27 protein-coding genes are annotated in these 24,321 nt (G+C 35.0%); 5 read left to right on the top strand and 22 right to left on the bottom strand.

Annotation, left to right across the window (positions count from 1 at the left end; genetic code table 11):
• Window positions 1-24: 24 nt before the first annotated feature.
• Window positions 25-723: an RNA polymerase subunit sigma-70 gene (locus QUF99_RS15485; protein ID WP_289371129.1), complete on the bottom strand. Its 699-nt coding sequence runs from the start codon at window positions 721-723 to the stop codon at window positions 25-27.
• Between the two features lie 295 nt (window positions 724-1,018).
• On the opposite strand from QUF99_RS15485, the gene QUF99_RS15480 reads away from it, so the two are divergent.
• A complete protein-coding gene (locus QUF99_RS15480; protein ID WP_286120607.1) occupies window positions 1,019-1,342 on the top strand; it encodes a 2Fe-2S iron-sulfur cluster-binding protein in 324 nt (107 codons plus the stop codon).
• 12 nt (window positions 1,343-1,354) lie between these two features.
• A complete protein-coding gene (gene rpiA / locus QUF99_RS15475) occupies window positions 1,355-2,026 on the top strand; it encodes a ribose 5-phosphate isomerase A (RefSeq protein WP_289371128.1) in 672 nt (223 codons plus the stop codon).
• A 102-nt stretch (window positions 2,027-2,128) separates the two neighbouring features.
• Here the strand turns inward: rpiA and QUF99_RS15470 are convergent, their stop codons facing one another.
• From QUF99_RS15470 to recQ, 12 genes are all read right to left on the bottom strand, one after another.
• On the bottom strand, window positions 2,129-2,530 hold the full coding sequence (locus QUF99_RS15470; protein WP_289371127.1) for a hypothetical protein: 402 nt from the start codon (window positions 2,528-2,530) through the stop codon (window positions 2,129-2,131).
• Between the two features lie 38 nt (window positions 2,531-2,568).
• Complete coding sequence (locus QUF99_RS15465; RefSeq protein ID WP_289371126.1) at window positions 2,569-2,961, bottom strand: ribosomal maturation YjgA family protein; 393 nt, start codon at window positions 2,959-2,961, stop codon at window positions 2,569-2,571.
• Between the two features lie 25 nt (window positions 2,962-2,986).
• The gene (locus tag QUF99_RS15460; protein WP_289371125.1) at window positions 2,987-3,283 is read right to left on the bottom strand and encodes a GNAT family N-acetyltransferase; all 297 of its coding nucleotides are present in this window, start codon (window positions 3,281-3,283) and stop codon (window positions 2,987-2,989) included.
• Between the two features lie 43 nt (window positions 3,284-3,326).
• Entirely contained in the window at window positions 3,327-3,956 is a 630-nt protein-coding gene (locus tag QUF99_RS15455; protein ID WP_289371124.1) for a DUF4241 domain-containing protein, read from the bottom strand.
• Between the two features lie 68 nt (window positions 3,957-4,024).
• A complete protein-coding gene (locus tag QUF99_RS15450) occupies window positions 4,025-4,381 on the bottom strand; it encodes an MmcQ/YjbR family DNA-binding protein (RefSeq protein ID WP_289371123.1) in 357 nt (118 codons plus the stop codon).
• 381 nt (window positions 4,382-4,762) lie between these two features.
• On the bottom strand, window positions 4,763-5,101 hold the full coding sequence (locus QUF99_RS15445; RefSeq protein ID WP_289374665.1) for a DUF952 domain-containing protein: 339 nt from the start codon (window positions 5,099-5,101) through the stop codon (window positions 4,763-4,765).
• 125 nt (window positions 5,102-5,226) lie between these two features.
• Window positions 5,227-7,326 (bottom strand): HelD family protein, encoded by a 2,100-nt coding sequence (locus QUF99_RS15440; protein WP_289371122.1) that lies wholly within the window; start codon window positions 7,324-7,326, stop codon window positions 5,227-5,229.
• Window positions 7,327-7,680: 354 nt separating this feature from the next.
• The gene (locus tag QUF99_RS15435; RefSeq protein ID WP_289371121.1) at window positions 7,681-8,319 is read right to left on the bottom strand and encodes a FusB/FusC family EF-G-binding protein; all 639 of its coding nucleotides are present in this window, start codon (window positions 8,317-8,319) and stop codon (window positions 7,681-7,683) included.
• A gap of 340 nt (window positions 8,320-8,659) precedes the next feature.
• Window positions 8,660-9,840 (bottom strand): IS3 family transposase gene (locus QUF99_RS15430; protein ID WP_289368472.1). Its coding sequence is split into 2 segments (ribosomal slippage): window positions 8,660-9,549 and window positions 9,549-9,840, totalling 1,182 coding nucleotides; the frame shifts between segments, so codons are not numbered across the junction.
• Between the two features lie 104 nt (window positions 9,841-9,944).
• Window positions 9,945-10,208, bottom strand: coding sequence for a CD3324 family protein (locus QUF99_RS15425; RefSeq protein WP_289371120.1), 264 nt, complete (start codon window positions 10,206-10,208; stop codon window positions 9,945-9,947).
• Window positions 10,209-10,519: 311 nt separating this feature from the next.
• Window positions 10,520-10,906, bottom strand: coding sequence for a gamma-glutamylcyclotransferase family protein (locus QUF99_RS15420; protein WP_289371119.1), 387 nt, complete (start codon window positions 10,904-10,906; stop codon window positions 10,520-10,522).
• Window positions 10,907-10,930: 24 nt separating this feature from the next.
• Window positions 10,931-13,048 carry a DNA helicase RecQ gene (gene recQ, locus QUF99_RS15415; RefSeq protein ID WP_289371118.1) on the bottom strand — a complete coding sequence of 706 codons (2,118 nt, stop codon included), beginning with the start codon at window positions 13,046-13,048 and terminating at the stop codon, window positions 10,931-10,933.
• 518 nt (window positions 13,049-13,566) lie between these two features.
• On the opposite strand from recQ, the gene QUF99_RS15410 reads away from it, so the two are divergent.
• Both QUF99_RS15410 and QUF99_RS15405 read left to right on the top strand, forming a co-directional pair.
• Window positions 13,567-13,995: a cell wall hydrolase gene (locus tag QUF99_RS15410; RefSeq protein WP_289371117.1), complete on the top strand. Its 429-nt coding sequence runs from the start codon at window positions 13,567-13,569 to the stop codon at window positions 13,993-13,995.
• A 782-nt stretch (window positions 13,996-14,777) separates the two neighbouring features.
• A complete protein-coding gene (locus QUF99_RS15405) occupies window positions 14,778-15,335 on the top strand; it encodes a class I SAM-dependent methyltransferase (protein ID WP_289371116.1) in 558 nt (185 codons plus the stop codon).
• A 739-nt stretch (window positions 15,336-16,074) separates the two neighbouring features.
• On the opposite strand, the gene QUF99_RS15400 is transcribed toward QUF99_RS15405, so the two are convergent.
• From QUF99_RS15400 to sleB, 8 genes are all read right to left on the bottom strand, one after another.
• Window positions 16,075-16,410 carry a hypothetical protein gene (locus QUF99_RS15400; protein ID WP_289371115.1) on the bottom strand — a complete coding sequence of 112 codons (336 nt, stop codon included), beginning with the start codon at window positions 16,408-16,410 and terminating at the stop codon, window positions 16,075-16,077.
• 11 nt (window positions 16,411-16,421) lie between these two features.
• The gene (locus QUF99_RS15395; RefSeq protein WP_289371114.1) at window positions 16,422-17,591 is read right to left on the bottom strand and encodes a ParM/StbA family protein; all 1,170 of its coding nucleotides are present in this window, start codon (window positions 17,589-17,591) and stop codon (window positions 16,422-16,424) included.
• Between the two features lie 472 nt (window positions 17,592-18,063).
• Window positions 18,064-18,606 carry a DUF1697 domain-containing protein gene (locus QUF99_RS15390; RefSeq protein WP_289371113.1) on the bottom strand — a complete coding sequence of 181 codons (543 nt, stop codon included), beginning with the start codon at window positions 18,604-18,606 and terminating at the stop codon, window positions 18,064-18,066.
• 464 nt (window positions 18,607-19,070) lie between these two features.
• Window positions 19,071-19,574 (bottom strand): GNAT family N-acetyltransferase, encoded by a 504-nt coding sequence (locus QUF99_RS15385; RefSeq protein ID WP_289371112.1) that lies wholly within the window; start codon window positions 19,572-19,574, stop codon window positions 19,071-19,073.
• Between the two features lie 23 nt (window positions 19,575-19,597).
• The gene (locus QUF99_RS15380; RefSeq protein WP_289371111.1) at window positions 19,598-19,963 is read right to left on the bottom strand and encodes a DUF3862 domain-containing protein; all 366 of its coding nucleotides are present in this window, start codon (window positions 19,961-19,963) and stop codon (window positions 19,598-19,600) included.
• A 109-nt stretch (window positions 19,964-20,072) separates the two neighbouring features.
• On the bottom strand, window positions 20,073-20,669 hold the full coding sequence (locus QUF99_RS15375) for a YhcN/YlaJ family sporulation lipoprotein (protein WP_289371110.1): 597 nt from the start codon (window positions 20,667-20,669) through the stop codon (window positions 20,073-20,075).
• A 25-nt stretch (window positions 20,670-20,694) separates the two neighbouring features.
• Window positions 20,695-22,035: a germination protein YpeB gene (ypeB, locus tag QUF99_RS15370; protein WP_289371109.1), complete on the bottom strand. Its 1,341-nt coding sequence runs from the start codon at window positions 22,033-22,035 to the stop codon at window positions 20,695-20,697.
• A 15-nt stretch (window positions 22,036-22,050) separates the two neighbouring features.
• Window positions 22,051-22,788, bottom strand: a complete 738-nt coding sequence (gene sleB, locus QUF99_RS15365) for a spore cortex-lytic enzyme (RefSeq protein ID WP_289371108.1) — start codon at window positions 22,786-22,788, stop codon at window positions 22,051-22,053.
• A 145-nt stretch (window positions 22,789-22,933) separates the two neighbouring features.
• Between sleB and QUF99_RS15360 the strand changes: the two genes are divergently transcribed.
• A complete protein-coding gene (locus QUF99_RS15360) occupies window positions 22,934-23,266 on the top strand; it encodes a DUF3889 domain-containing protein (RefSeq protein ID WP_289371107.1) in 333 nt (110 codons plus the stop codon).
• Between the two features lie 316 nt (window positions 23,267-23,582).
• Here the strand turns inward: QUF99_RS15360 and QUF99_RS15355 are convergent, their stop codons facing one another.
• Window positions 23,583-24,308 carry a hypothetical protein gene (locus tag QUF99_RS15355; RefSeq protein WP_289371106.1) on the bottom strand — a complete coding sequence of 242 codons (726 nt, stop codon included), beginning with the start codon at window positions 24,306-24,308 and terminating at the stop codon, window positions 23,583-23,585.
• Window positions 24,309-24,321: the final 13 nt, after the last annotated feature.

Below are 24,321 nucleotides of genomic sequence, written 5' to 3'. Positions count from 1 at the left end.
CCCCCAACTGATGGAAGTTTCACTTTATGCCGCACATAACATATAGCCGTGAGAAGACGACATTTTCTTGTTGAATAACAGTACCGGTTGCTGGAAGGAGAAGTGTGTAAATTGTAATGTTGGAAGTAGTTTAGTTAATAATTCTGGTCTCTGTTGCTGTATGGCTGTCACAATTATTTCAACTTCACCCTCTTGGTCAGCAACTTCAAAAACATCTTCATCATTTATCTTTTTAATCTTATTCCGACTACGAAATAACGAAGCTTTTACCGCACCTTCTGATATCGAACACACCTTTGCAATATCAGATAAACTATATTGAAAGACTTCTTTTAATATAAAAATAACTGATTGTTGTACATTTAAAGAAGACAATACCTTTTCAACCATTTCATGCAAATCAGCAATCTTTTCGTGCGGCTCTTCATATAAAAGTGGCTCTATTTTCACTTGAGATGATTTTGCTTTTATTTGATCTAACCACTGATTTCGAGCTACTTTGTATAAGAGTGTGATACATATGTCTCGCACCTCTATTTTATGAACATACTTCTGCAGTACTTTACATATCGTTTCTTGAGCAAGGTCTTCTCCGTCCCATTTGTCCTTTGTTAAAAACGTACAGTACCTCTTTAACTCTGCATAATGCTCTATGAGGAAATTTATATTTGAATGATTCATATCAACATGAGATTCCAGGAATTTCTTTACTTTTGTGCACAAAATAACCACTCCTTTTCAGCGCTTACTTAATAAACGATTCAATGCATAAAAAAGTTACGGGTCTATAATTTTTTTTTATAATGTTTATGTTAATAAAAGTCAGGTCATAAATATGTTATGTAGAATTTTATCCCGCATTAACGGACAGTAATCCCTCATCTCAAATTTTTTTAAAATATAAAAAAACATTTTGGGAATAACTGCCCGTAAAGGCCCAATTAGTGAGGGCTAATCATCAGTGAAGAATAAAACGCTCCACTGATGAAAGTTTCACTTTATAGGAGGAGGTAACAAAATGCCAAATTTAACGGTGTTAGGTGTAGGAACATTTGATGTGAAAGAAGGAACGAAATTAGTATTAGCACTTGAAGACAATGGTGTACATATTCTTCATCGTTGCGGAGGAAAAGCTCGCTGTACAACATGCCGAGTTGAAATAGTAGCAGGCGATTTTTGCGAACCTACTCATGTCGAAAAGAACGCTATTACTGAAAAAGGAATTGAAGATCATTTACGGTTATCCTGCCAAATGCGTGTACAAACAGATTTAACAGTTCGCCCTATCTTAACTGTGGAAAACTCAGGGTTAGATGCCGGACCAAGGCCTGCAGAATCATAAGGAGAAATACCGATGGACTTAAAACGTTTAGCTGGTGAATATGCTGCCAATTATGTAAAAGATGGCATGACAATTGGACTCGGCACAGGTTCTACAGTATATTGGACGATACAAAAATTAGGTCAGCTGATGAAGGATGGATTATCTATTCAAGCTGTTCCTACATCTATAAGAACAGCAAATCTGGCAAAACAACTGTCTATTCCGTTAATTTCCTTATCTAAAGTTGACAAACTTGACCTCACAATTGATGGAGCAGATGAAATTGACACTCACTTACAGCTAATTAAAGGCGGGGGTGGTGCTCTTCTTCGCGAAAAATTAGTCGCCGCTTCGTCCGAAAAATTGATAATCATTGCAGATGAATCAAAACTTGTTTCCGATTTAGGTACCTTTCCCCTTCCAGTCGAAATTGTGCCGTTTGCTTGGGAGCACACAGTAAAAAGAGTTCAATTATTAGGGTGCAAACCTACATTACGTCTGCAGAATGATGAACCCTTTATAACAGACAATGGGAATTTGATTTTAGACTGTGTTTTTCCTAGCCCTTTAACAAATCCAGTTAAAACACATCAATTGTTAAAAGAAATTACAGGTGTAATTGAAACTGGTTTGTTTATTAATATGGTTCATAATGCAATTATTGGGACAAAGGAAGGCGTTAAACGATTATTTCCAAACTAAAATACACTAAAGGATCAACTTTCGGTATGTCAAAGCTGATCCTTTCTTAATATTAAATATATATACACCCTAAAATACATCAGTCAAACAGCAACCCCTTTTTCATGCTGAAATCGATAAAACTTCTTCTAGGTGGTTCTCAAGTTCCAATTCTATTTCTTGTTCTGATTCATCAATGAGTTCTCCAATGACCTTGCTTCCAGGAATTTTCACTGAAATTGGCAGACCTAAAAAATACATTTTACATTCCCAAATTGGAATTTGATAAAAATCAATCATATCTCCATTCTCATCAGTTACTTCTAGTAATATTAAAGATTCATAACCTATATCGAAAGGGTTATTATTCTTTTTTTCAAATTCAATAAAAAGTTCCATATTTTTTTCAGAAAATAATGGTGTATAAGTTTGCAACAAGAAAGCAGAAACATGCTGTAATTTTTGCTCTATATTGGTTATCTTTTCTTTCAAATGTATGGTAAATTCTTTTTCTATATATTTCATCAAAAACCATCCTATAAAAAAAGTAATTACACATTATTTTACTTCCGTTTAATACGGAATAAAAGCTCAATTACTAAACCTGTTCCAATTCCAATCGCATACGCTAATAAATCACTCCATAAAAACCCATATCCTAATACTAATCCACCTAATGTTGTTTCTCTAATATTATCGATCCAATTCGCATGATACAGTTGACTTAATTCAATTAAATAGCAAAACACTATACTTATTAAAGCTACTTTCTTTGCCTCCATCCTTCTAAAAACAAAGCCAAAGCCACTGAAAATCATTAACGCCCACAGAGCGTCACCTACATATGCATTCAATACATCTGGGAGCAGATTTGCCATCTTTCTTGAGCTTAATCCTAAAATTATTACAACTATTATTAAAATCGCATATATTACTCTATTCCGTTTATCATTCATGCTAAAACCTCACACAATACTTTTTTTACAATAAAATTTTCGCAAACCCCGTACTTTTTTCTTCACATCCCATACCCTTATAAAACTCATGAGCATCTTTTCTCTTAGAACGATTTCCTCTGTTTAATCCAATGGAATTAGCTCCTTTATGAATTTCCCATCTTTCCGCTTCTTGTATAAGTTGCTTTCCAATGCCTTTATTACGAGAATGATTGTCCACAATTAGCGCAATGATACGAGCATATGTCTCATCTTTATTATAAAGGATACCTGTATATAAACCGATCATTCCTATGACTCTACCTTCATCCTCTGCAACCAAAGTATGCGTTGTTTATTTATGAGTGTTCAAAGTTCACCGATTTTCAAGCTTCATCCTCTTCTTTTTCGTACAACACATTAAAATCGGTGACAAGGGAAACAATCTGTCCTTCTTCATCCATCCCCCAATAAGAAGCATAGAAACCGTCACCGTAACCAGAGCTGAACATAATCACATTAAGTCCTGTATCCTCACAAACGATACAATTTCCCCATACGTCGTCATGTTCGGTCAACAGATCATCTATAACGTTGTCATATAAGCTGATAAAATCATTTCCAAGCTCTCGTGCCAATCTTGCTTCCATTTCGTCCATCTTATTGATCGCTTCCACATCAGCGAAACAGCCTAGCCCCGTATCGACCGGATAACCGAATATATGCCCCTCTTCCAGTTCGTTCACGTTCTGTCCCAGCTTGATCGCCATCTCCCAACGAATCGGCTGGGCATTGGATAATTTCAGTTCGGCTGCCGCTATCCGTTCTTCTTCCTCGTGCCACCAAACAACGACCGGATATGCGCCTGGCTGGATCGTCCGCTCAAATGGTTTGTTATTAAAAATAAGCGGGTCGCAAGCGACAATTTTTCCAGAAACAATTTTTACCTGCTCCAACATTTCAGGACGGAGCGTTCCGCCACCGGTTTTGGATAATTCATGTAATAACTTTGACATGTTTATTATCTTCCTTTCGTTTTCTTAGTCGCGCCAAGATTGTTAGAAAAAAATTGAGTTTATTATTTTTAATCCAAAATTTCTTTCTGCTTCTTTTTTGAAAAAGATTGCAATATTAATTCATAAGACCAATCGATCATTTTGTTTATTTCTTCTTGATTTAACTCCCCGTCAAAATAAATAGTATTCCAATGTTTTTTATTCATATGATAACCTGGTAGTATTGTCTTAGGGTATTCTTCTCTTACTTGCAGCGCAATCTCTGGATTGCATTTTAATGTTATAGAGGCATGATCCTCCTTTTCATTATTTAAAATCGCAAATATTTTATCATTGATTCTCATACAGGTAGCATTCCACCCCTCTGGAGAATCTTCAGTCGCTTTTCTTTTTGATAGACAATACGAACGTGTTGTTTTAAACATTTATTTTGTCTCCTTTTATGTATACACACTTCTATTTTACATAGTCGATGTATCAGAAGCTATCTTTCCGATCAAATCGCTGTGTAATATGGATAAAAATCTTCTCTTTTCGATCCCATTTTCCCACCCTCAATATTTCTATAACTGAAATCAAAATTCCTTTTATTAGGTTAACTATATAAATCCATTTTGATTTTTCGACATATAGCCGCGGCTATGGATAACAAGAGGTGACGTGCACTCGTTTTCTCTTTTTGTTTTCACTTGGCATGGGGCAGGAAAAGGATCTGACCGCTTCTATGCATGGCCGGATGCTCTCTTCCACCTAAAAAGAAGGGTTTTATGTCGGTTTTTTAATTTGTATTTATATAAATTACTCTTCTACTTATAATCTAGTGTAGCTGGTAAAACAAAAGCTCCATTTTCTTTACGAAATGCTATAACATTCACCACAGCATCTACATTTAATACACCGTAAATATGCGGATACTTCTGTCCGTTGGAAGCCACTTCATATTTTATCTCCGCCTTAACAAGGTCTGGCTCGATTACTAATAGTACTACTTCCGCCTCATTACTAAAATATTTCTTTGCAACTTCAGTAGATTGCTCTAAACTTGAGCAATGAATAAACCCTTCCTCTCTAAGAGAATCTTCAATGATTTCACCTGTCTGTTTTCCTTTTTCCCAATCTTTTTGATTCATAACTTTTGTGATGATATCCATTCGCTTTTTCTTCCTTTCCGTTATTGTACATATTCAAAATCAACAGTATATAAAAGAAAAAATCAAGAGGCCTTTCCCATGCATTACGATGAAAATCCCCTTGATTCATATATCTATTTCTATATTCTAGCCTCATATAAATCATCCGGAATTTTCTGAAGTAACGGTGAACGCTCTCCAGAATAAAAAATCCATAAGTCATGCAAGGATCTCGTACATCCTACATATAATAATTTGGCATCGTGCTTCGTATCTTTATAATGCGCTTCATCCACATCTACAAGCAATACCGCATCAAATTCTAGTCCCTTCGCCAGGTAAACAGGAACAACTGAAATACCGCCCTCATATTTGCTTTGATTGGCTTCTATCACATTAACAGAGATACCCGCCTTTGTAAGCTTTTCATACATATCACGGCACTCTGCATCAGTTCTTCCTACAACCGCTACAGTTTTGACGTTATCTTTTTGCATTTTTTGTAGTGTAGAGAGAATAGATTCAAATTGATTCTCAGCTGACACGATTTTCACTTTCTCACCGCTACGGAAAACAGGTGTCGCAAGGCCCACTGGTATTTTAGCGCTTCGGATCACTTCATTTGCAAACTGAATGATTTCTTTTGTAGAACGGTAACTTCGCGTCAACTCGTAGTATCCCGATTCTGGAAATACTTGCTTAAAGTCATCCCAATCCTCAATGCCTTGATAATCGTAAATGGCCTGGGATAAATCCCCTAAAATCGTAAAGGAATTTCCAAGCGTCATTTCTTTTAATATGAATAATTGAAATGGAGAGAAGTCTTGCGCTTCATCAATGACAACATGATGAAATTTCTGTCCTAGTTTAATTCCTTCTAAATGATGATGAATATAAATAAGCGGTGCTAAATCTTCTAATTGAACTTCTTTTTTTCTGCAGTTTTTCGCTGTTTCTTGAACAAGTTCCGTTGGTAAGATTTCTAACAAATCTTCTTGTTTCATAAGCATACTGTAAAATGACAGTGCACTCATTTTCGGCCAATATTTCATATAAGCATTCAATCTCTTTGTTGCTTCTTTTTTCAGTAATTTTTTCTCGTTCGTTCCTTCAAACTTTTTCAATTCCATTTCAATCCAGCGCTTCATTCGTCCGATAACACGTTCTCGTCTTTTTGCCACCGGATAATGTTTATATTCTATTTGAATCCATTTCTTAATTTCATCCATCTTAATAACCGCTCGGTCCCAAGCCTCAAAATCTGTTGTTGGCAAAAGATTCTTTTCAAAATGAATACAGCTTTCTTGAATGAACGATTTGAATTTCATCGTTCCTTTTAATTTACCAAGCAGCACCTTTTTCTCATCACGATTTATTGAAAAAGCTTGTTCCAATTGTGTTTCCGTACTTTTCACTTTCACTGGATCATTCAGTGTCTGCAGTGCCCAGTCCTGAAATGTCGTTTGGCTAATATCACCTACACCAAGCTCTGGAAGGACACTAGAAATGTAATCAAGGAATAAACTGTTTGGTGCAAATACAATCATTCTTTCCGCTTTCAATTGTTCCCGGTATTCATAAATTAAAAAAGCAAGGCGATGTAAAGCGATCGTTGTTTTTCCGCTTCCTGCAACCCCTTGAATTATAAGTGGCATATTTTTTTCCGCTCGAATGATATCATTTTGTTCCGCTTGAATCGTCGAAACGATATCTTTTAACTTGTTATCTTTATTTTCACCTAATCGATACAGAAGAAAATCATCTGCAAGCGATAGATCGTTGCTCCCTTTTACATATGTATCAACAACACGTTCTAGCTCTCGTCTGCGAATAGCAATGTTTCTTTTTAAATAAATATTCCCTTCAATTAATCCATCTGGTGAATGATAAAAGGCTGGCTCCTCACCACCGGTAAATGAATAGAACATACTAGCAACAGGTGCACGCCAGTCAATAACAATCGGCTTCATTGTATCTTCATCGGAAACGCCGACCTTACCAATGTAAATAGGATTTGGTTCTAACTGTCCGTCTTCTTCAAAATCTAAGCGACCAAAGTATGGTTCCTGCACGCCAATGCGAAGATTTTTCCGACTTGACTCTCTCATGCTTTCAAGTGCTTGCTCTTTTATATCTTCTCCGTAATAGATCGGGACTTTCTCCAGTTTTTCTAATTGCTCATCCATTTTAGATAAAGTATCATTCATTCGCTGTAGCTCTTGTTCATATATGCTGTTCATTTCGATGATTCCCTCCTATTCGCTCGAAATTTTCAGTCGAACTATAATTTTATAAAAAATACAATTGTAAAGTCAATAGATAAGAGTTTTCTAAACCATAACAAAAAGGCAGAGAGTGTTATCTTCTTAATGAAGGAACTGTACACAACGAATGATATTACAATCATCGAAAAAACGTATTCTTTCTCATTGGAACAATATGAAAGTATCAACAGCCGACGTTCTGTCAGTGATGAACGTTTCAGGAAACTTCAGTAATGGAAAATGTAAAAAAGGAAGCTACTCTACAGAATGGCTTCCTTTTTTGTTACACTTTGTCCCCGCTGTTTCAATATATAAGTCTTTAACAACCTCTTACTTTCTAAGTCGCTCCATGAAATCATGTAATTTATCGAGTTTGATTATGTTATGATTACATGCTTCACTATCTTGACAAATATAGTTCCCTCTTTTAATAAACGTACCTTGTACAGCACCTTTTATTTCAGACATGAACATTCCCACTTCTTCATGACCGTTACACAGTGCGCAAATTCCTTTTTTGTTGATACTTTGAAACGTACCGTGTAAACCTGTAAGCTTATTTCCGTGCTGAGCTATAATATATTTTCTACTTGATCCCATATCAATCCAGCTCAAGTAAGAAATCTCTTTCAGATTCATGTCTTCTAATAAGGGAAGCTTTAGTTTCTTTGCTTTAGGGAATAATTTTTTTAACGTTTGCTGTGTGACTTCTTGAAAAGGAATTACATACGGACTTAGTTGCGATAGAAATGCCTCCGCATCCTCTCTATTTTGTACTGTAAGGATGCTGTTTATTAACTGTTTTTGCTCATCGCTGATGTCTTCAAACAAATGTAATACTTTTTCTATTGCAAGAGATTTGAGTGCTTGAATCACATCCATATCGTTCGAAGTTGCGTGACCATTTATTAGAATTTGTGTTTGAAACTTTATAAAGTTATACTGATCACTTCTGATAAAGGGTTTCATTTTTATCACTCCTCGTAAGAATTCTTATTTTCCATCATATATAGTGGAATATATATGTTGCAGTATCCAATTGATATCACCGCTTTGAACTATCACTGAAGTATTCATTCTAGAAACTGCTGTGAATGAAAATATTTTGTAGCCGCTTATCCCAAACTGAAGAATAGCACATTCACTCCAAACGGTATTGTTCATTCCTTTTCACTTTATACGATTAGGTAATTTTATGAAATGTAGAAGATGAGTTAGAAACAAACTCTACATATAAAAAGCACTGATAATGTATAAGATTATCAGTGCTACTGGTCTTACCCCTGTCAAGTAGACAGTCAGAAAAAGACTAAGCTACCAGTGTGTTTCGATATTCAATCGGGGCACACTGGTTTAATTTCTTTTGAAATCGTTTATTATTGTAGAACCATATATATTTTTCAATAGCTTGGATCAATTGTTCTTTTGAATGGCACCCTGAAAAATAAGATGTCTCTGTTTTTAAATGAGAAAAGAAAGATTCGATACAAGCATTATCTAAACAATTTCCCTTACGGGAATGACTTCCTATCATATTGTAAGCCTTTATACATTGGGAATAGTTCTTAGAAGTGTATTGAAAACCCTGATCAGAATGCAGGATAGCGTCTTGGATCGGCCTTTTCCGTGCAAGTTCATCTATTGTATTTATAACTAAAGAGACATCATGTCGATGAGACAATTTCCAAGATACAATCTCATTATTGTAAAGATCTTGGATAACAGATAAATAATAAAATCGATTTTGACAGGATAAATAAGTAATATCCGTAACAAAAATACGGTTAGGTCTATCAGTTTTAAATTTTCGATTTACATGGTTTGGATATAAAACGGATGGCTTCGTACCAAAGTAACGTCGTTTGATTCGGATTACAGATTTGATACCTAGTTCTCTCATTAAACGATATACACGTTTATGATTCACACAAACCCCTTCTTTTCTAAGTGCTACTTGTATGCGAAGATAACCATAAAAAGGATAGGATCGATGAATCGCCATGATATGTTCCTTTAAAATGTGTTCTTGTTGTTTACGAATCTTGCGTTTTTGGTGTGTACGACACCATTTATAATATCCCGAACGGGATACCTGCGCGATTTCAATTAGCCACCTGAATGGATATATCTTACGTAGCTTATGAAGTATACGAAAACGATTTACTTTTGATATTTTCCCTCCCCATGTAGATTTGGATACTGCTTTTTTAAATAATCTACTTGTGCTTTTAAATAATCACGCTCTTCTTCTACACTTTGAAACTTCTGTTGTGAGCAACCATTAGTACTCAAAAGATATGTGTTTCTTTTATCTGTAACAGATTCACCATTACGAATTTGCTTTACCCACATTTTCAATGGTGTAGCACTTGTCATTCCTAGTTCTTCAGCAATTGCATCATAACTCCGTCCGCCATTTTCATACAAATGTACAGCTTTCAATTTAAACGCCTCTGTATATTTTCGGAATGTTGTTCCTTTTTTCGCCATAAAAATATCCCCTCCAAGTATAGTGTAACATTCCACATTAAGAATGTAGTCTTTTTACACTGTCTACTTAAAAGGGATAATACCACTACAGTCCTCAGTCTTATTTATTTAGAATAAACGATTTTCTTAATTGTTTCTAAGGAGAGGAAATAGTCCTCAGCTAATTGATGAATCGTTACACCATTTTTAAATGCACTTTTAATGGCCTTATTTCTGTCATCAATTAACTTTCTTCCTCCAGAACGTGTACCCCATTTATGATACGCTGTTTCTGTTTTAGGAATATAAATTGTTTCTCCTTGAACATATCTTTGAATTTCTATTATTAGCTTTTCGGGTAAAATAGTCGTTGCTTTTACATATTTCATTTCTGCTAGCCCCTTATTCTTTTTTTCATGGAAATAAGGTGCAAAGCCAAATATTAGAAATGATATAAGCTTATTTGGGCGATTTATTTTGAATTATAGTCTACCCCATGCAAAGTATCGCCTTTCTAATACTAGGCTTTGCATGAGACGCTGCAGATTCTGGCAATCTAATCTTACTTGCCATACTTACACCTCCTAACACCTTTATGATCTATACTTTTAATTCTCAATTATTATAAAATAAAATTTTCCTTTTTGCATCTTGTTACTTTTCTAACATCCATATTGTAAATGAACCGACTTGATTTGTTTTAATTAGAGGATTTCCGGTAACTCACCCAATCACCAGAAATAATATGATGTTGTAACATTCCCTCTCCCTGAGCTACATATACATATGCCATGATACTTCTATTTTCTAAATAAACCGATTGTGTAATTCGGTCGTATAAATCCTCTTCTGGGTTTCCTGTATACTCTTCTAGTTCATCTAATACTTTTAGTATAATATCGCTTACTTCATACACTTCTCCATATACTTTTTCATCTCTAGACAGAATCATTGCGGGATAATAATCGTTCGTATCAAATAGTTTTCCATAAGTCCATGCTTCTGCTGCGATACATGTTGAGTCTTGCAAATAATGAGCATTTGTTTCATTTTTTCTTAGTGTGCCATACACAAAAACATAGTGCATATCCCCTATCCCCTTAACACTTTCTTATTTTCGTATTTGCAAATAAGCTCGGATCATAAAATAACTCACAGCACCGGGAAGTTGTTCCTTCATGGACTTTAAGCCACCTTCTGTATTTTTCACAGCTGCTTCAATGAGAGATTCATATTCTTTTGGCACAAAGCTTGCCCAATCTACTTCCATTCCTTCTTCAAAGCTTCGAATCAAATGATTTTCAACTGTTTGACGAGACAGTCCTCTTTCTTTCGCAATCGCATCAAGCTCTTCGCCTTTTTTGTACATTTCATACGTTTCAAGATGAGAATTTTTCGATGCTTTTGCTGACTGCTTTCGTTCCGTTACAATTTCTGTCTTAAGATTTTCCGCATAATCCGGATTTTTTTCAATAAAGTCGATTACTGCTTGTAAAAATTGAGAGCCATATTTGGCAAGCTTATGTTCCCCAATCCCTTTTACTTGTAGTAACTCGCCATCACTTTGTGGCATTTTCGCACACATATCTTTTAACGTCTGATCAGAGAAAATAACAAACGGTGGTACACCTTCTCCTTGTGCAATTTCTTTACGAACATTGCGCAGCTCTTCAAATAATGGATGATCTCCCACAATTTGTCTCGTTTCCACTCTTTCTTTTCGTAGGACTGCTTCATTACCAAGCAATGCACTTTTTCCTTTTGCGGTTACTTTTAACGTTGGATATGTTCCATGCTCTACCGCAATGAGTTCTTCTGAAATTAAAAACTCAATAAACTCACTGACCTCTTTTACACTACGATTCGATAAAAGACCGTAAGTTGGTAATGTGTGAAAGTTAAATTCAATCACTTTCTTATTTTTAGATCCTGTTAATACTTGGGCAATCATTTGTTTCCCAAAACGTTGATTTGTTCGAATCATACAAGATAATACCATTTGTGATTCTCTCGTTACATCAATGCTTTCACGTTCATCTGTACAATTGCCGCAGCGTCCGCAGTCTTCTTTCGGCTCTTCACCAAAATATTGCAAGATGAATGATTGTAAGCATTGTTCCGTATGACAGTAATCCGTCATGTTTTGCAGCTTTTCTAGTTCATTAGAAAACCTTGATTCTCCTGTAGATTGATCAATTAAAAAGCGCTGCACCTGCACGTCTTGTGAAGCATACAGCAAAATACATTCACTATCTAATCCGTCACGACCAGCACGGCCTGCCTCTTGATAATAACTTTCCATATTTTTAGGAAGCTGATAATGAATAACATAACGAATATTCGATTTATCAATCCCCATACCGAAAGCTGATGTAGCTACCATAACACTTACTTCATCACGTAAAAATAGCTCTTGCTGTTCATTACGATCATGATCATTCATGCCCGCGTGATAACGCGCGACCGATACATCCGCTTTATATAAATCTTCATACAGCTGATCGACAACTTTTCGAGTCGCTGCATAAATGATCCCGGATTCCTTTTTATTTTGGCGAATATAGTCCGCTAAAAAAGAATGGCGATCTTGTCCTTTTACAACAGAAAAAGATAGATTTTCTCGTTCAAAGGTCGTCATAATTGTATTGCTTTGATCGATTTCTAGCGTACTACAAATATCTTCACGCACTTGCGGTGTTGCTGTTGCAGTTAATGCAAGAACAAGCGGTTTCGTTGGAAGATAATCTAAAATTCGATGGATATGTAAATAACTCGGGCGGAAATCATGACCCCATTGTGAAATACAATGTGCTTCATCAATCGCAATCATTGGAATGTTCATATCGATTAATTGATCGATAAAATCAATTGAATCTAAACGCTCTGGTGCAATATATAACAATTTATAATGACCTTGCTTCGCTAATTGAATACGTTGATTTGCTTCTGTAATCGATATAGAACTATTAATATAAGTAGCTGAAATACCATTTTGTACTAACGTATCCACTTGATCCTTCATAAGTGAAATGAGTGGCGAGATAACTAATGTCGTCCCCTCAAATACTAATGCTGGAATTTGATAACAAATCGATTTACCACCGCCTGTTGGCATAATACAAACGGTATCTTTTCCATCCAATACATTTTTAATTGTCTCATCCTGTCCTCTGCGGAATGATGAGTAACCAAAATAGGACGCTAAAAATTCTTGTGCTTTTGTAAACAAAAAAGATTCACCTGCTTTTCTTAGTCTTTCATCTACTAATATTATATCATTAGTTAAAAATCATTGTACTCTCTACTTCTCTCCATCTCTTCGCATGCTTACGAATAATTATTAAAAACTCGTGTAATTTTCAATTTTGGAGAGATAAAACTTGAGATTATATCCAGGGTCATTATAGTACCATCCATTTATGTACTGATATGTGCAGCCGTTGCTTTCCTCTCCTGCCATCAGCAAAAGACGCTTGTCTTTCAGCTTGTATGAAAAAATGTTTTATGTGCAATTTTATCAACAATCTCAATACCTTGGACATATCTGGAGGTAGTCCCATTAAAAAGTACAGAAACAAATTGTTACTGTGCTTTTATTATTTTTTATCATCATTTATCCCAATTCATGGTAATAAGCTATTAACTTTTCTTTCATACTCCGTAGATATAACCCATATTATGTAAAAAGGTCATTATCCTAACTAACAATCAATATTATCGAGGGGAAAATATAATGGAGGTGAAGTCATGGCAGTTGTTAATGCTACGGATGCAGATATCGCGCTCTTAGCAAGATTACTCAGGGCGGAAGCCGAAGGAGAAGGGACTCAGGGTATGTTGCTCGTCGGGAATGTAGGAATTAATCGAGTAAGAGCAAATTGTTCGGATTTTAAAGGACTTCGTACCATTCGACAAATGGTTTTCCAAGAACATGCATTTGAAGCTGTTACGCATGGTTATTTCTATCAAAGAGCAAGGGAAAGTGAAAAACGCTTAGCCCGTCGAGCTATCAAGGGAGAGAGACACTGGCCTGGAAAATTTAGTTTGTGGTATTTTAGGCCACCAGGTGATTGTCCTCAACAGTGGTATAATCAGCCTTTTGTAGGACGTTATAAAAAACACTGTTTTTTTCAACCAACAACCGCAACCTGTGAACAAGTTTATAACACATTTTAAACAATGATAAAAGGTTGATAATGTTTCCGTGTGAACTACCCCCACTTAAATTCTAATGAATTTTGAAGTGGGAGCTTCTCAGTTCCACGACGAAAGCAACCTTTCGTCTCCCTGAGCGTTACTTCGGGTTATTCCACCCCTAGATGTCCAACGCTTGGACGTTCTTTTTTACGGTTGATATTTTACGCAGGAACCGAACGGCTTGGTTTTCGCACTGTGTTTTCTTCCTGCAACCTTATATATCAAGTTATCAAAGAACTTCATGTGTCTAGTTTATCAAAAATCTTTTGGTTGTGCCAAACCCAAATTCATCTCCCACCTAACGTTGGGCTATCGCCCTGCACACGCTTGAGGAAGGAGAATTCTTTCGGATAGAGTGTTAAATAAATTTTCTTCAGACATACTGATTACACACCTTTTGTAGGATAATCATATCATTATGTCCAAGTTTCAGAGATTTTTTGCACCCGAACCGGAAAAAGAATTAAAACCAAAAACATTGGATTTATCAATAATTGTACCATTATCTCAGCCTCCCCTATCTACTTAACATAAGACATCATTATCAACCATTAAGAAGCCTTGGATTCTATAAAATCCAAGGCTTCTTAATGCAACATAATAAACATTATGTTGCATTCGGTATTAAAAAATGTATTTTTTGGGATAAGTTTTTTTGTATTTAGGGGGACATTAAGAATATCTTATATTTTTCTCATCGTATTTTAATATTTTTTTAGTAGAGTATACCTTGTATCCTACAAGGAAAGAGGAAGAAAACTATGCATGTACTACATTTTTTAAGCGAATATATAAAACATCCACGAACTGTAGGAGCAGTATTGTCAAGTTCTAAGCAACTTGCAAAACAAATGGTATCTCCTATTAATTTTGAACAAGCAAAATGCATTATTGAGTATGGACCAGGAACCGGAGTGTTTACGGAACAGCTCATTCAACATAAAAATAATGAAACAGTATTGCTAATCATTGAGAATAATGAACAATTTCACCATATACTTCAAGACAAATATGCGGGCATGAAAAATGTGTACATTATTCATGATTCTGCCGAATATACGGAAAAGTATGTTCAGCAATATAAGATTACCCAAGTAGATTATATTATTTCCGGATTACCCTTTACCAGTTTATCCCTGGATACTTCTAAAAAGATATTACAGGTAACAAAAGAAGTGTTAGGGAAGGATGGAAAATTTATTACTTTCCAATATACACGTCTTAAACAACAATTTTTCCGCTCTTTCTTTACAAATATTGAGGTAAAAAAAACGAATTGGAATGTTCCACCAGCTTTTGTATTTACTTGCTTTATGTAAGATGATGGGGGTTCAACCGAAGTACGAGTATGGTCACAATTCTAGGAGTGAACCGCCACGTCTGAAAATTTTTCTAATTTAAAACTGGGATTAAAGGATGTCCTAATTATCTTTTTTTATCTTACTTTAACGTACTTCCCGAAAGAAGTCCCTATCTTCCCTGTAAATCCTGTCACGAATCCTATTTGTCCAAACGCTTTCACCTTGTTTGTAGGTGTTAGTAACTTCTTATAAAAGAAGGCTTGTGGTTGACCGTTCCTTCCCAACCAGAACTGTTACAGCGCCACCATAGAGCCAAGAACTAGGGAATTATTCTTGGGTATGTAACCTACGAACGTAGTCTACAAAAGGCTGAGGCTAGACAACCAGGGCTTTTTTACAAGCCCCCACTTCAAAACGCGTTAGCGTTTAAGTGGGGATAGTTGACTTGTTCTATTCCACCATATTGATCGATTATTATTGCCTTCAAGTTTTATCCCTCCCTTGTATTCTATACTAATAAATACACAATCATTTTTACAAATAATAAAACATTAACTCCATAACATTCCTTCCATTCATTTGTATGTAACAAACATCTATTTTCATATATTTTTATGTAATAATAAATAGATGTAGATTCCTTACATTTAGATTGGAAATACTTTTCCTTTAAACTGAATTCAAATTTGTAAAACTACTCACCATTTAACTTGCTTAAAATGGTGAGTAGTCCGCAGGGAAATTCTCTCGTATATTTCTAAAAATATGGACAGTCTATCCGATCAAGGGTCTTCCAAACCTTTTGTTCCAATAACTTAGAAGATCCTTTCTCAATAGATTTGAATTCTTTTAAAGGATTCACTTCAATTTTCAGTAAAGAAGCTGTTTCAACATGTAAGGAAAAAACATGGTTGTTCGGCAAAACTTTAGCGACATCTATGTCTCCCACTTGTTTATACAATTGTTGAATCCCATATAAAAAGAGCTTTGTTATATCTGATTGGTTATTAATCCAGGAAATGAGTTCAGGAGAAGCATATTTATTTAAATTAATCTTTATCCTATCACCACGTTTATACCGTTTACGTCGCATACTTACACCAACTAACTAATTGTTAAATTCGTAAATCCTAGTTCTTTTTGCTTATGCTCTCTATATCGAGGAGAACATGTATAAACTAATAAACCACGCGCATTTGTAAATAATGGATCATCTAAGAACTTTACATTTTTTAAACGGCCTTTTTGCTTTAATATGAGTTGCAGGCTATTTTTTAGCATAACTGCTCCTCCACCATATATAAATACGTAAGGATCATCCTTCATATCATCAATTTTATTTATAATATCCGTAGCGACTCGCGCAGCTAAGCCTAGAAGAGCTTGTTGCGATTCTTCTACTAGCATATCATGTCGTGGATGCTTCGGATTCAAATAAATTTCATTAAATTCCGTAATACTATCTATCGTTTTAGTCGGATTTTTCCGGTTCCATCTTGTAATGATTTGTAATAACGGTTCTTTTACCCCGTATGATAAACCTTTACTTAATTGCGGCTTAAAATTAATTCCATATGAAACAACTTCTTCCGTTGTACCCGCACCTATATCAAAAGATAATAATGTTTTTTCAACAAAATCAATTTCAGTAACTTTATCTTTTGCATCTTCCACTTTATGTTTAACCGCATTACCATCTTCGTCATATACAATTCCCCACGTACCAGATGCTCCCTCCGGCAAACATTTACAAAACTCCACTGTAATATTAACTGTTACATCTCTGCCGTTTGGATAATGAAAAATGACTTTATGACTTCCCATATAACGCTTCGCATTTTCTCCTGCTATTTCTGGTGTGATAATCTGCATTGGGAGTGCTACTGATAAATCGTATCGAATATTGATATGATTCGAATTTGGATTATGTCGCATAGCACTAACAGCCAATCCAGATAAAATTGTAAGAACCATGAGTTCATCCGTAGATTTGTTGGATTTCTTCTCTATTTCTGTTCCTTTCAACTGATCATGAATTACCTTCTCTCCCACAATATAACGGATGTTATTTAACATTAATGATGGGGAACTGATTGTTACATCAATGTTTTTTTCTAATTCAGAAATTAAAACATCTTCTTCATCTAATAACCCTGTTGATTCTCCAATATATAGTGAATAAATACTTGGAATATAAATAGGTTTTTGCCCTTTTACCATTAACTTTAATCCATTATTCCCAGCGTCTGCACCAGCTTTTAAAATTACGGACATATTTACCCCCCTGAATTTATCTGACATTCGTTCCAAATATATGCGAATCATAACCTGAAAATTCAATGCAGCATAAAATCCTTTTAGTAAATGATACGTTAGATGCAGTAGAAAAATAACAATATTTATATGTACTAACATGAATTACTCATTCTTTTATAAAATATGTTTGACATAAACTTAGGTGGTACATACAACGTACATCCTATAGAAAATACATAAGCATATAATGGTTCTCGATCATCAAATGTGGGGTTTACTCGTGAATGACCCCTCCTTAACACTCTTACGAGTTGTTTGACGAAGGGGCTTCCTGTTTCATAGAGTGTTGCTGCTTGGGGGTTACCCAAGCAGTCTTACATACTCTCCACAGGCGTCATTTATACTGTTTGGACACAACCTTGCCCTACAGTTTCAGAATTGCTTACTTCCCCTAAAAATATACTTTCTTGCATTGCTCATCTTTGTTACATCAATCTCTCATTGCCTGCGCCATTGTACTAAGCTTATTGATTGTTCTCCAGTTACGTAATGTTGCCGGGACATTCAACTTTTGGAGATGAGCCGCTAACTTGGAATTCCGGATACTTTGACGGAAAAAGAGGTATACCTCTTTACCTTCAATACGACACTCTTCCACTTCACTCCTAAAGCTAAGTACATGGTTAATTCCTTCTTGGGAAGGCGCTTCAGCTAAAAAAGCTATGTGCACGCTCTCTCCTTCCAACAATGCGCCTGCCTGGAATGGACAATTCCTAATAATCTGTGCCAGTTCCATTTCTGTTCTTAGAATAACAGGAACTGTAAAACCGAAAACCCTGCTAATCTCATGCTCTATTCTTTGGCTCAACAAGTCTGCTGACTCTTCTGATTCAAACAAGACATTCCCACTTTGAATATATGTTTGTACACTTCCTAAGCCTATCGTTTCAAATAAATTTCTTAATTCCGCCATTTTAATTAATTTATGTCCTCCTACGTTGATACCTCGTAATAATGCAAAATAAATAGTCATTTTTGCACCTCTCTTATTCGAATGAAATGGATTTTTATTTGTTGTTGCGTAAATCTCAGTAAATACTATGATACATACTTAATTTTACTATTTTTCACCATTCAACTAAACTGCCCATGTCATTGAATAAGATTTTATCAATGCTTGTTGTAGTAAAAAAGATAGATTAAAGCAAAAAACGTCGCTTTCATCTATATCTTTCTACTCACTACAAAATATTTATCATTATAACTAGTATATTGTTTTACGTATATTATTGGTTCTACTAAGGCATTTCAATAAAATTATGATAAAATGCTTTCTTTTTCGGTTTCGTATTTTTCACATACGCGTTCTAATTCTTCTAGCATGTCATGAATGGATAACACTTCATATAAAGTGAAACATGTGCCGCCTTTTACTTTAAAAGTTTTTTTGAATTTAGGTGTTGATAATAAAACAATCCACACTAGTGGCTGAACAAACTACCCCCTTATTTTTTTCAAAGGTAAATATAAAACAAGTTGCCGTCCAATCGGTCCCATTCTCCGTTGTCCTCTATCTTCAAATCCCACTTTTAAATATAATTTCTGAGCAGGAATATTTCTCTCATTCACCGCTAATACAACTTCATTTTTCTCTGGAAAATAAGACGCTACAAAATTATGTAGTAACGTTAATCCTTGTTTAGCATATCCTTTTCCTTGTTCATCGTAATTGATGGAAAAAGCAACTAAGAGTAAAGCATTCCCATTATTTGTGTACTCGTTCACCCTTTCACCACATTGTAGTGCAAAAATCCCTACAGGTTTATCATTTGCTAAAATTACAACAACATTGTGAGTAGAATCTTCTTTTGCTTTTTTTAGTAACTCACTTGGGTTTGCTGTAAATTGTACTTGTTCACTAGGTAAAGTAAATGCTTGTATCATTTCTTTATATTTTTCCTCGTAAGGAACTAATTGAAGGTTTTCTATATGTGATTTCATTTTCATTTCCCCATTTCTTCTCATTATGACGCTAAACCTCTCTGCGTTTTAGAACGCACTTTTCCTTTTGAAAAAGTAATCTCGGCAAATGATTGCGGGGCATTGCCTTTCCAAGCAAAAGTTTGTTGATAATTAGCGGCATTTTTCTCTCCATATTCTGTTAGTAAGTCTCCTTCACACCCCACTAGTTCTTTAACTTCGTTATATGACATTCCCTCATTTATTTGAGAAAACAATTTTATATTAATTGGGGTTGTCCCCTTTTTTTCCATTACAGTTGACGAAGTTGCTGTTTGTTTCTTTACTTCTTTCTTCTGATCACAAGCTGTCATACCAATTAATAAGCTCATACCCAAACAACAAACGATGAGAAATTTATTATTTTTCATAATTAAAACTTCCCTCCATAAGTATAATTAAACCATATATTTCCTTTTTAATAAACTGAATATTTACAATAAAAAAAAACATCCCGTGCTATGCAACACGGGACATTTTTTATCTTTGAAGATGCTTATTTGATTGATCCTCTTGCTCTTTTTTCAATTCATTTTCTTCACCTTTAGGCAGTTGTTTATCATTTTCTTTTAATGGATTTGTTTCTTTATTTTCTATCATATCATTTGGTACTTGCGGCATTACACGACCAACAATTGCAGCAAGTTCATCAAGAATGCCTTCACCGGTTTTTCCATGTCTAATTTGTTTTCCTATCTGCTTTAATCGCTCATACGTATCAACGTCAGCCACAACAACTGCATTGGCACCCTTTGGATCGTGTTTTAAACTTTCCGCGACAGAATACTTAATAGATTCTACACGAGTACGATCCAGTTTTGCTTTTACATCAATGCCTACAACCGCATATTTACCTACCACTACCGCCGTCGCATCTCTTACGCCTGGTATTCTAGAAGCGATATCAGCTAAATGGTCAGCAACTTTTTCATTCGGTTTCGTTTTTTCATTTGTATAACCGACATTTTTCATGGAAACATTTTTTTGTTGCGCGTTTTCCGTATCATTATTTTTTTTACCTACGCTACAACCTGTCATCGCCAAGCAAAGCATTACCATGTATATAAGAAATTTCATCATTCTCACCACTTTATCATTGTGTTTAATCATAAATTTTTTCTACCGATTGCATCTTTTTCACTTTTTCTTCTCTTCCATCATTTGCATTGATAAAGATTTGGTACGTATCTTTTCCTAATGTGCCAACAAATTCATAGCATAGCACTTCTTTATGCAAGTCATTGACAATTATGGCCTGCCGCTCTTCCATCACTTTCACATCATGATTAATTTTCGTTCTCGCATCAGAAACAGACAATTTTGCAGTTGGAATGGTTCGTTTTTGATGCGACGCTAAATATTCTTTCGCAGAAAAACCAACAATTGATCCATCATCTAAAGCTATTTTCATTTGAATTGCTTCTGGATAAATGCGTACGTTGTTTTCATTCACAACATACGTAAATACACCGATGTTATCATATTGTGAACTATCGTATAGCTCCATATTGGTAAACTTATGTTCTTTTAAGAAAGCCAATCCTTTATTTCCTGCATCATTTAAACTAATTTTTTGTTCTTTAATTTCCCGATTATTCATAACCCAAATTGGATATCCGCCTTTTCCTGTAATATCCATGTGAATTTCATTTTTTGTTTCTGGATCTTGAATTGTCACACTGTAAAAGGATTCTTTTGCTCCTTTTCCACTTTTCTTGACTTCTACTTTTTCCTTGCCTTTTAAATTTAAAAAGGATTTAGCAATATTGGCTGCTTCATCTTTTGAAATCTGTTTTCCTGTTGCTTCAAATCCACCTTTTTTCTCTTTTTGTAAGCTTGTAAAGGTCGGGCCAAAATCTTTGGAAGCGTAGGACGTTACATTTTTTTCAACGGTTTTAAACCCATCAATAATGGTGTTATCTGCCGGATCACGATTTGATGCTAGCGCTAGCTCTACATCCATCCAGCGTAAATTGTTTTTTAAAACACTATGCTGTACTTTTCTGAGTTCATCTTGAATATTAGCTGCATTGGAATATAAAGTTTGCAGCGATTTATACTCTTGATCATTTAACGGTTCTTTCTCTAAATCACGGATTGCAGCTCGATAACTAAAATCACCGATGTTCGCTAAAAATTCCTCGGTTTTATTAAACGGCATTAATGTTAAAGGTAATTGACCAACATCAGAACGAGCCTCCGATGTTAAACGCCATACATCTGCTAGTGCTGGTGATAAAGACGTACGTGAATTCATCGCCAAAGTTGTTCCAATTTTATCATGCAGTAAATCTACTTCATATGTTAAATCGTGAAATGCACGCTGATAGGTATTCTCTGCTCGAATCAGCACCGCATTTTTTTCCTGATGCTCTTTATAACCCCAATAACCTGTTCCAACTACACCAATTGTTAACAATACAATTACAATACCTCGTAACATTTTTTCACCTCCACTCTATTTACAGAAAATATGTTTACCGATTTTTTTAATTTGGGGACGACTCCAAATCCATTTACTAGTTGCAGTATCTGGATTGAAATAATAAATGGCATTTCCTGTTGGATCCCAGCCATTTATCGCATCTAACACTGCTTTTTTTGCAGATTCATTCGGGGTCAAATATATTTGCCCATCTGCTACCGCCGTGAACGCACGTGGTTCAAAAATAACGCCCGATATTGTATTTGGAAAAGACGGACTTGTAACACGATTTAAAATAACTGCCGCCACGGCAACTTGTCCAATATACGGTTCACCACGTGATTCACCATACACAGCGTTCGCTATTAATCGAATGTCATTTTGTGAATAACCATTCGGTACATTTGAACCTGTATTTTGGGGTGGCTTATTACTTTGTCCACCAGTCGGTTTCTCATATTTTGTTGCTTTAACAAGCATTTGTTTTGTCTTTGTACCCGCTAATCCATCGACAGGCAAACCAAACCTTTGTTGAAAGTTGCGCAGTGCCCAATATGTACCCCAGCCGAATACCCCGTCTACTTTTCCTTTATAATATCCGTTATATTTCAGCCGAGATTGTAATTCAATGACATCTTCTCCAGAAGCTCCTCTTTGAATGACTTGATTGGAAAACGCTTGTACATTTTGTATTTGCCCACTACTTACGATCAAAGATAACCCGATTAAAACGAGTAAAATCGGTACTTTGAAAACTGTTTTACGACGCATACATTTACCTCCTTAGATCCAGCAATGATTTCTCGGTTATTTTTTGTAAATAAAGCGATTTTATGTAAGGAAGACAAAAAAATCCAAACTTATATGATTTGAGCATCATGTAAACACTACGAGAAAATGGTAAAAGGAGTTTATTATGAAGCGTTTTCTTACATGTTTCTTATTAGGATTCACATTTCTTACAGCATATTTCAGTTTATATACACAACCACCCATCGTTCATGCCCAACCGCCATATGCAAAATGGGGAAAACTTGCAGTAGAAAAAACGAAAGAAAAATACCCAAAGGCACAAATTATTGATTATCTTCATATAGGAAGAAAACCGAAAACGGTAAGTATAACAACCGAAAAGTTTAAGTTATGGTTACGAGAAAACGGAAAAGAGTACGGTGTTTTTGTGGATGTGGAGTTTGATACGAAGACGGAGCGTTTTTTAAAAATTACGTTTCAGAAAACATCAAGATGAAATGTTAAATTGGATATCACTCATAAAATAGTGGACAAATTGTATATTTAATATATAATTCAGTTTTGTTCTTTCAAAAGTCAGATAAATGTAAAAAAAAGCCAGCTTAGAGCTCATAGCCATCAACTTAAGAAAATGAATAATTTCCACCTAAATGGGTCATCCTTCCATGCATAAAGCATGGAAGGATGACCCATTTTATGTCTAAACTCGATGATATAACACAAAAAGAATTGCGTTTATTAGGTGAAGAATTTAAAAGTAAGTTCAAAAGCTGAAGGAAATTCAAACCAAAATAAATGTCTCTTTTAATCCATTATTTTTCATTTTGTTTAACGTTTTGTAAAATTCTCATGTAGTCCTCTCTTTTTTCAAGAGTCTTTTTCGCATCTTCAGCAGTTAATAAATAGTCTACTACAAGATGATTTAATAGGTCGTCATCAACACCTGGTAAAATAATGTTCATGTCTTCAATAATAAAATTGCTTTGTTTTATCGTTTGATTAAAGCTTTTAGTCTGTTGTGCCATTGCCGCTAATTCTTCCATATGAACCGAATTATTAAAGTCTAGCAATTCGTTACTTTTTAATACGATGTTTAAAAAGCTATTGGGATTTTTCTTTTTTGCAGTTGATACAGTTTCTTTGTCCAACAGAACATCACTAGAGTCTATTTTTTCAAATGTAAATAAACTACTATTTACATTTTTCGCTGCATATTCTTTAAATTGTTCTTGTATTTCATAAGCATCTTTTTTAATTTTATAATTATCATTTGTTACTGCAGGAGAAAATTCTCCTTCAACAAAAAGTTTAAACTGAATATGCGGCGCTTCTGTTTGTTGAACTGTCGCTTCCCTTAAACTTGGACCAAACATCTCTTTTACATCCCCTACTATTTCAACATCTACTAGTTTAATAGGGATTCCATATTGAGACTTCATATATGCTTGCGCTTTCTTTTCAATTTCTTCATTTGATATGTCACATGATGTTAATAGTAAGATGGAAAGTAACCCTATCAAATATTTCAATTTCTTCATATCACACCTCTTT

This window comes from Bacillus sp. DX4.1 (assembly GCF_030348195.1).
Lineage (GTDB): Bacteria > Bacillota > Bacilli > Bacillales > Bacillaceae_G > Bacillus_A.
This window is presented reverse-complemented; position numbering and strand designations above follow the sequence as displayed.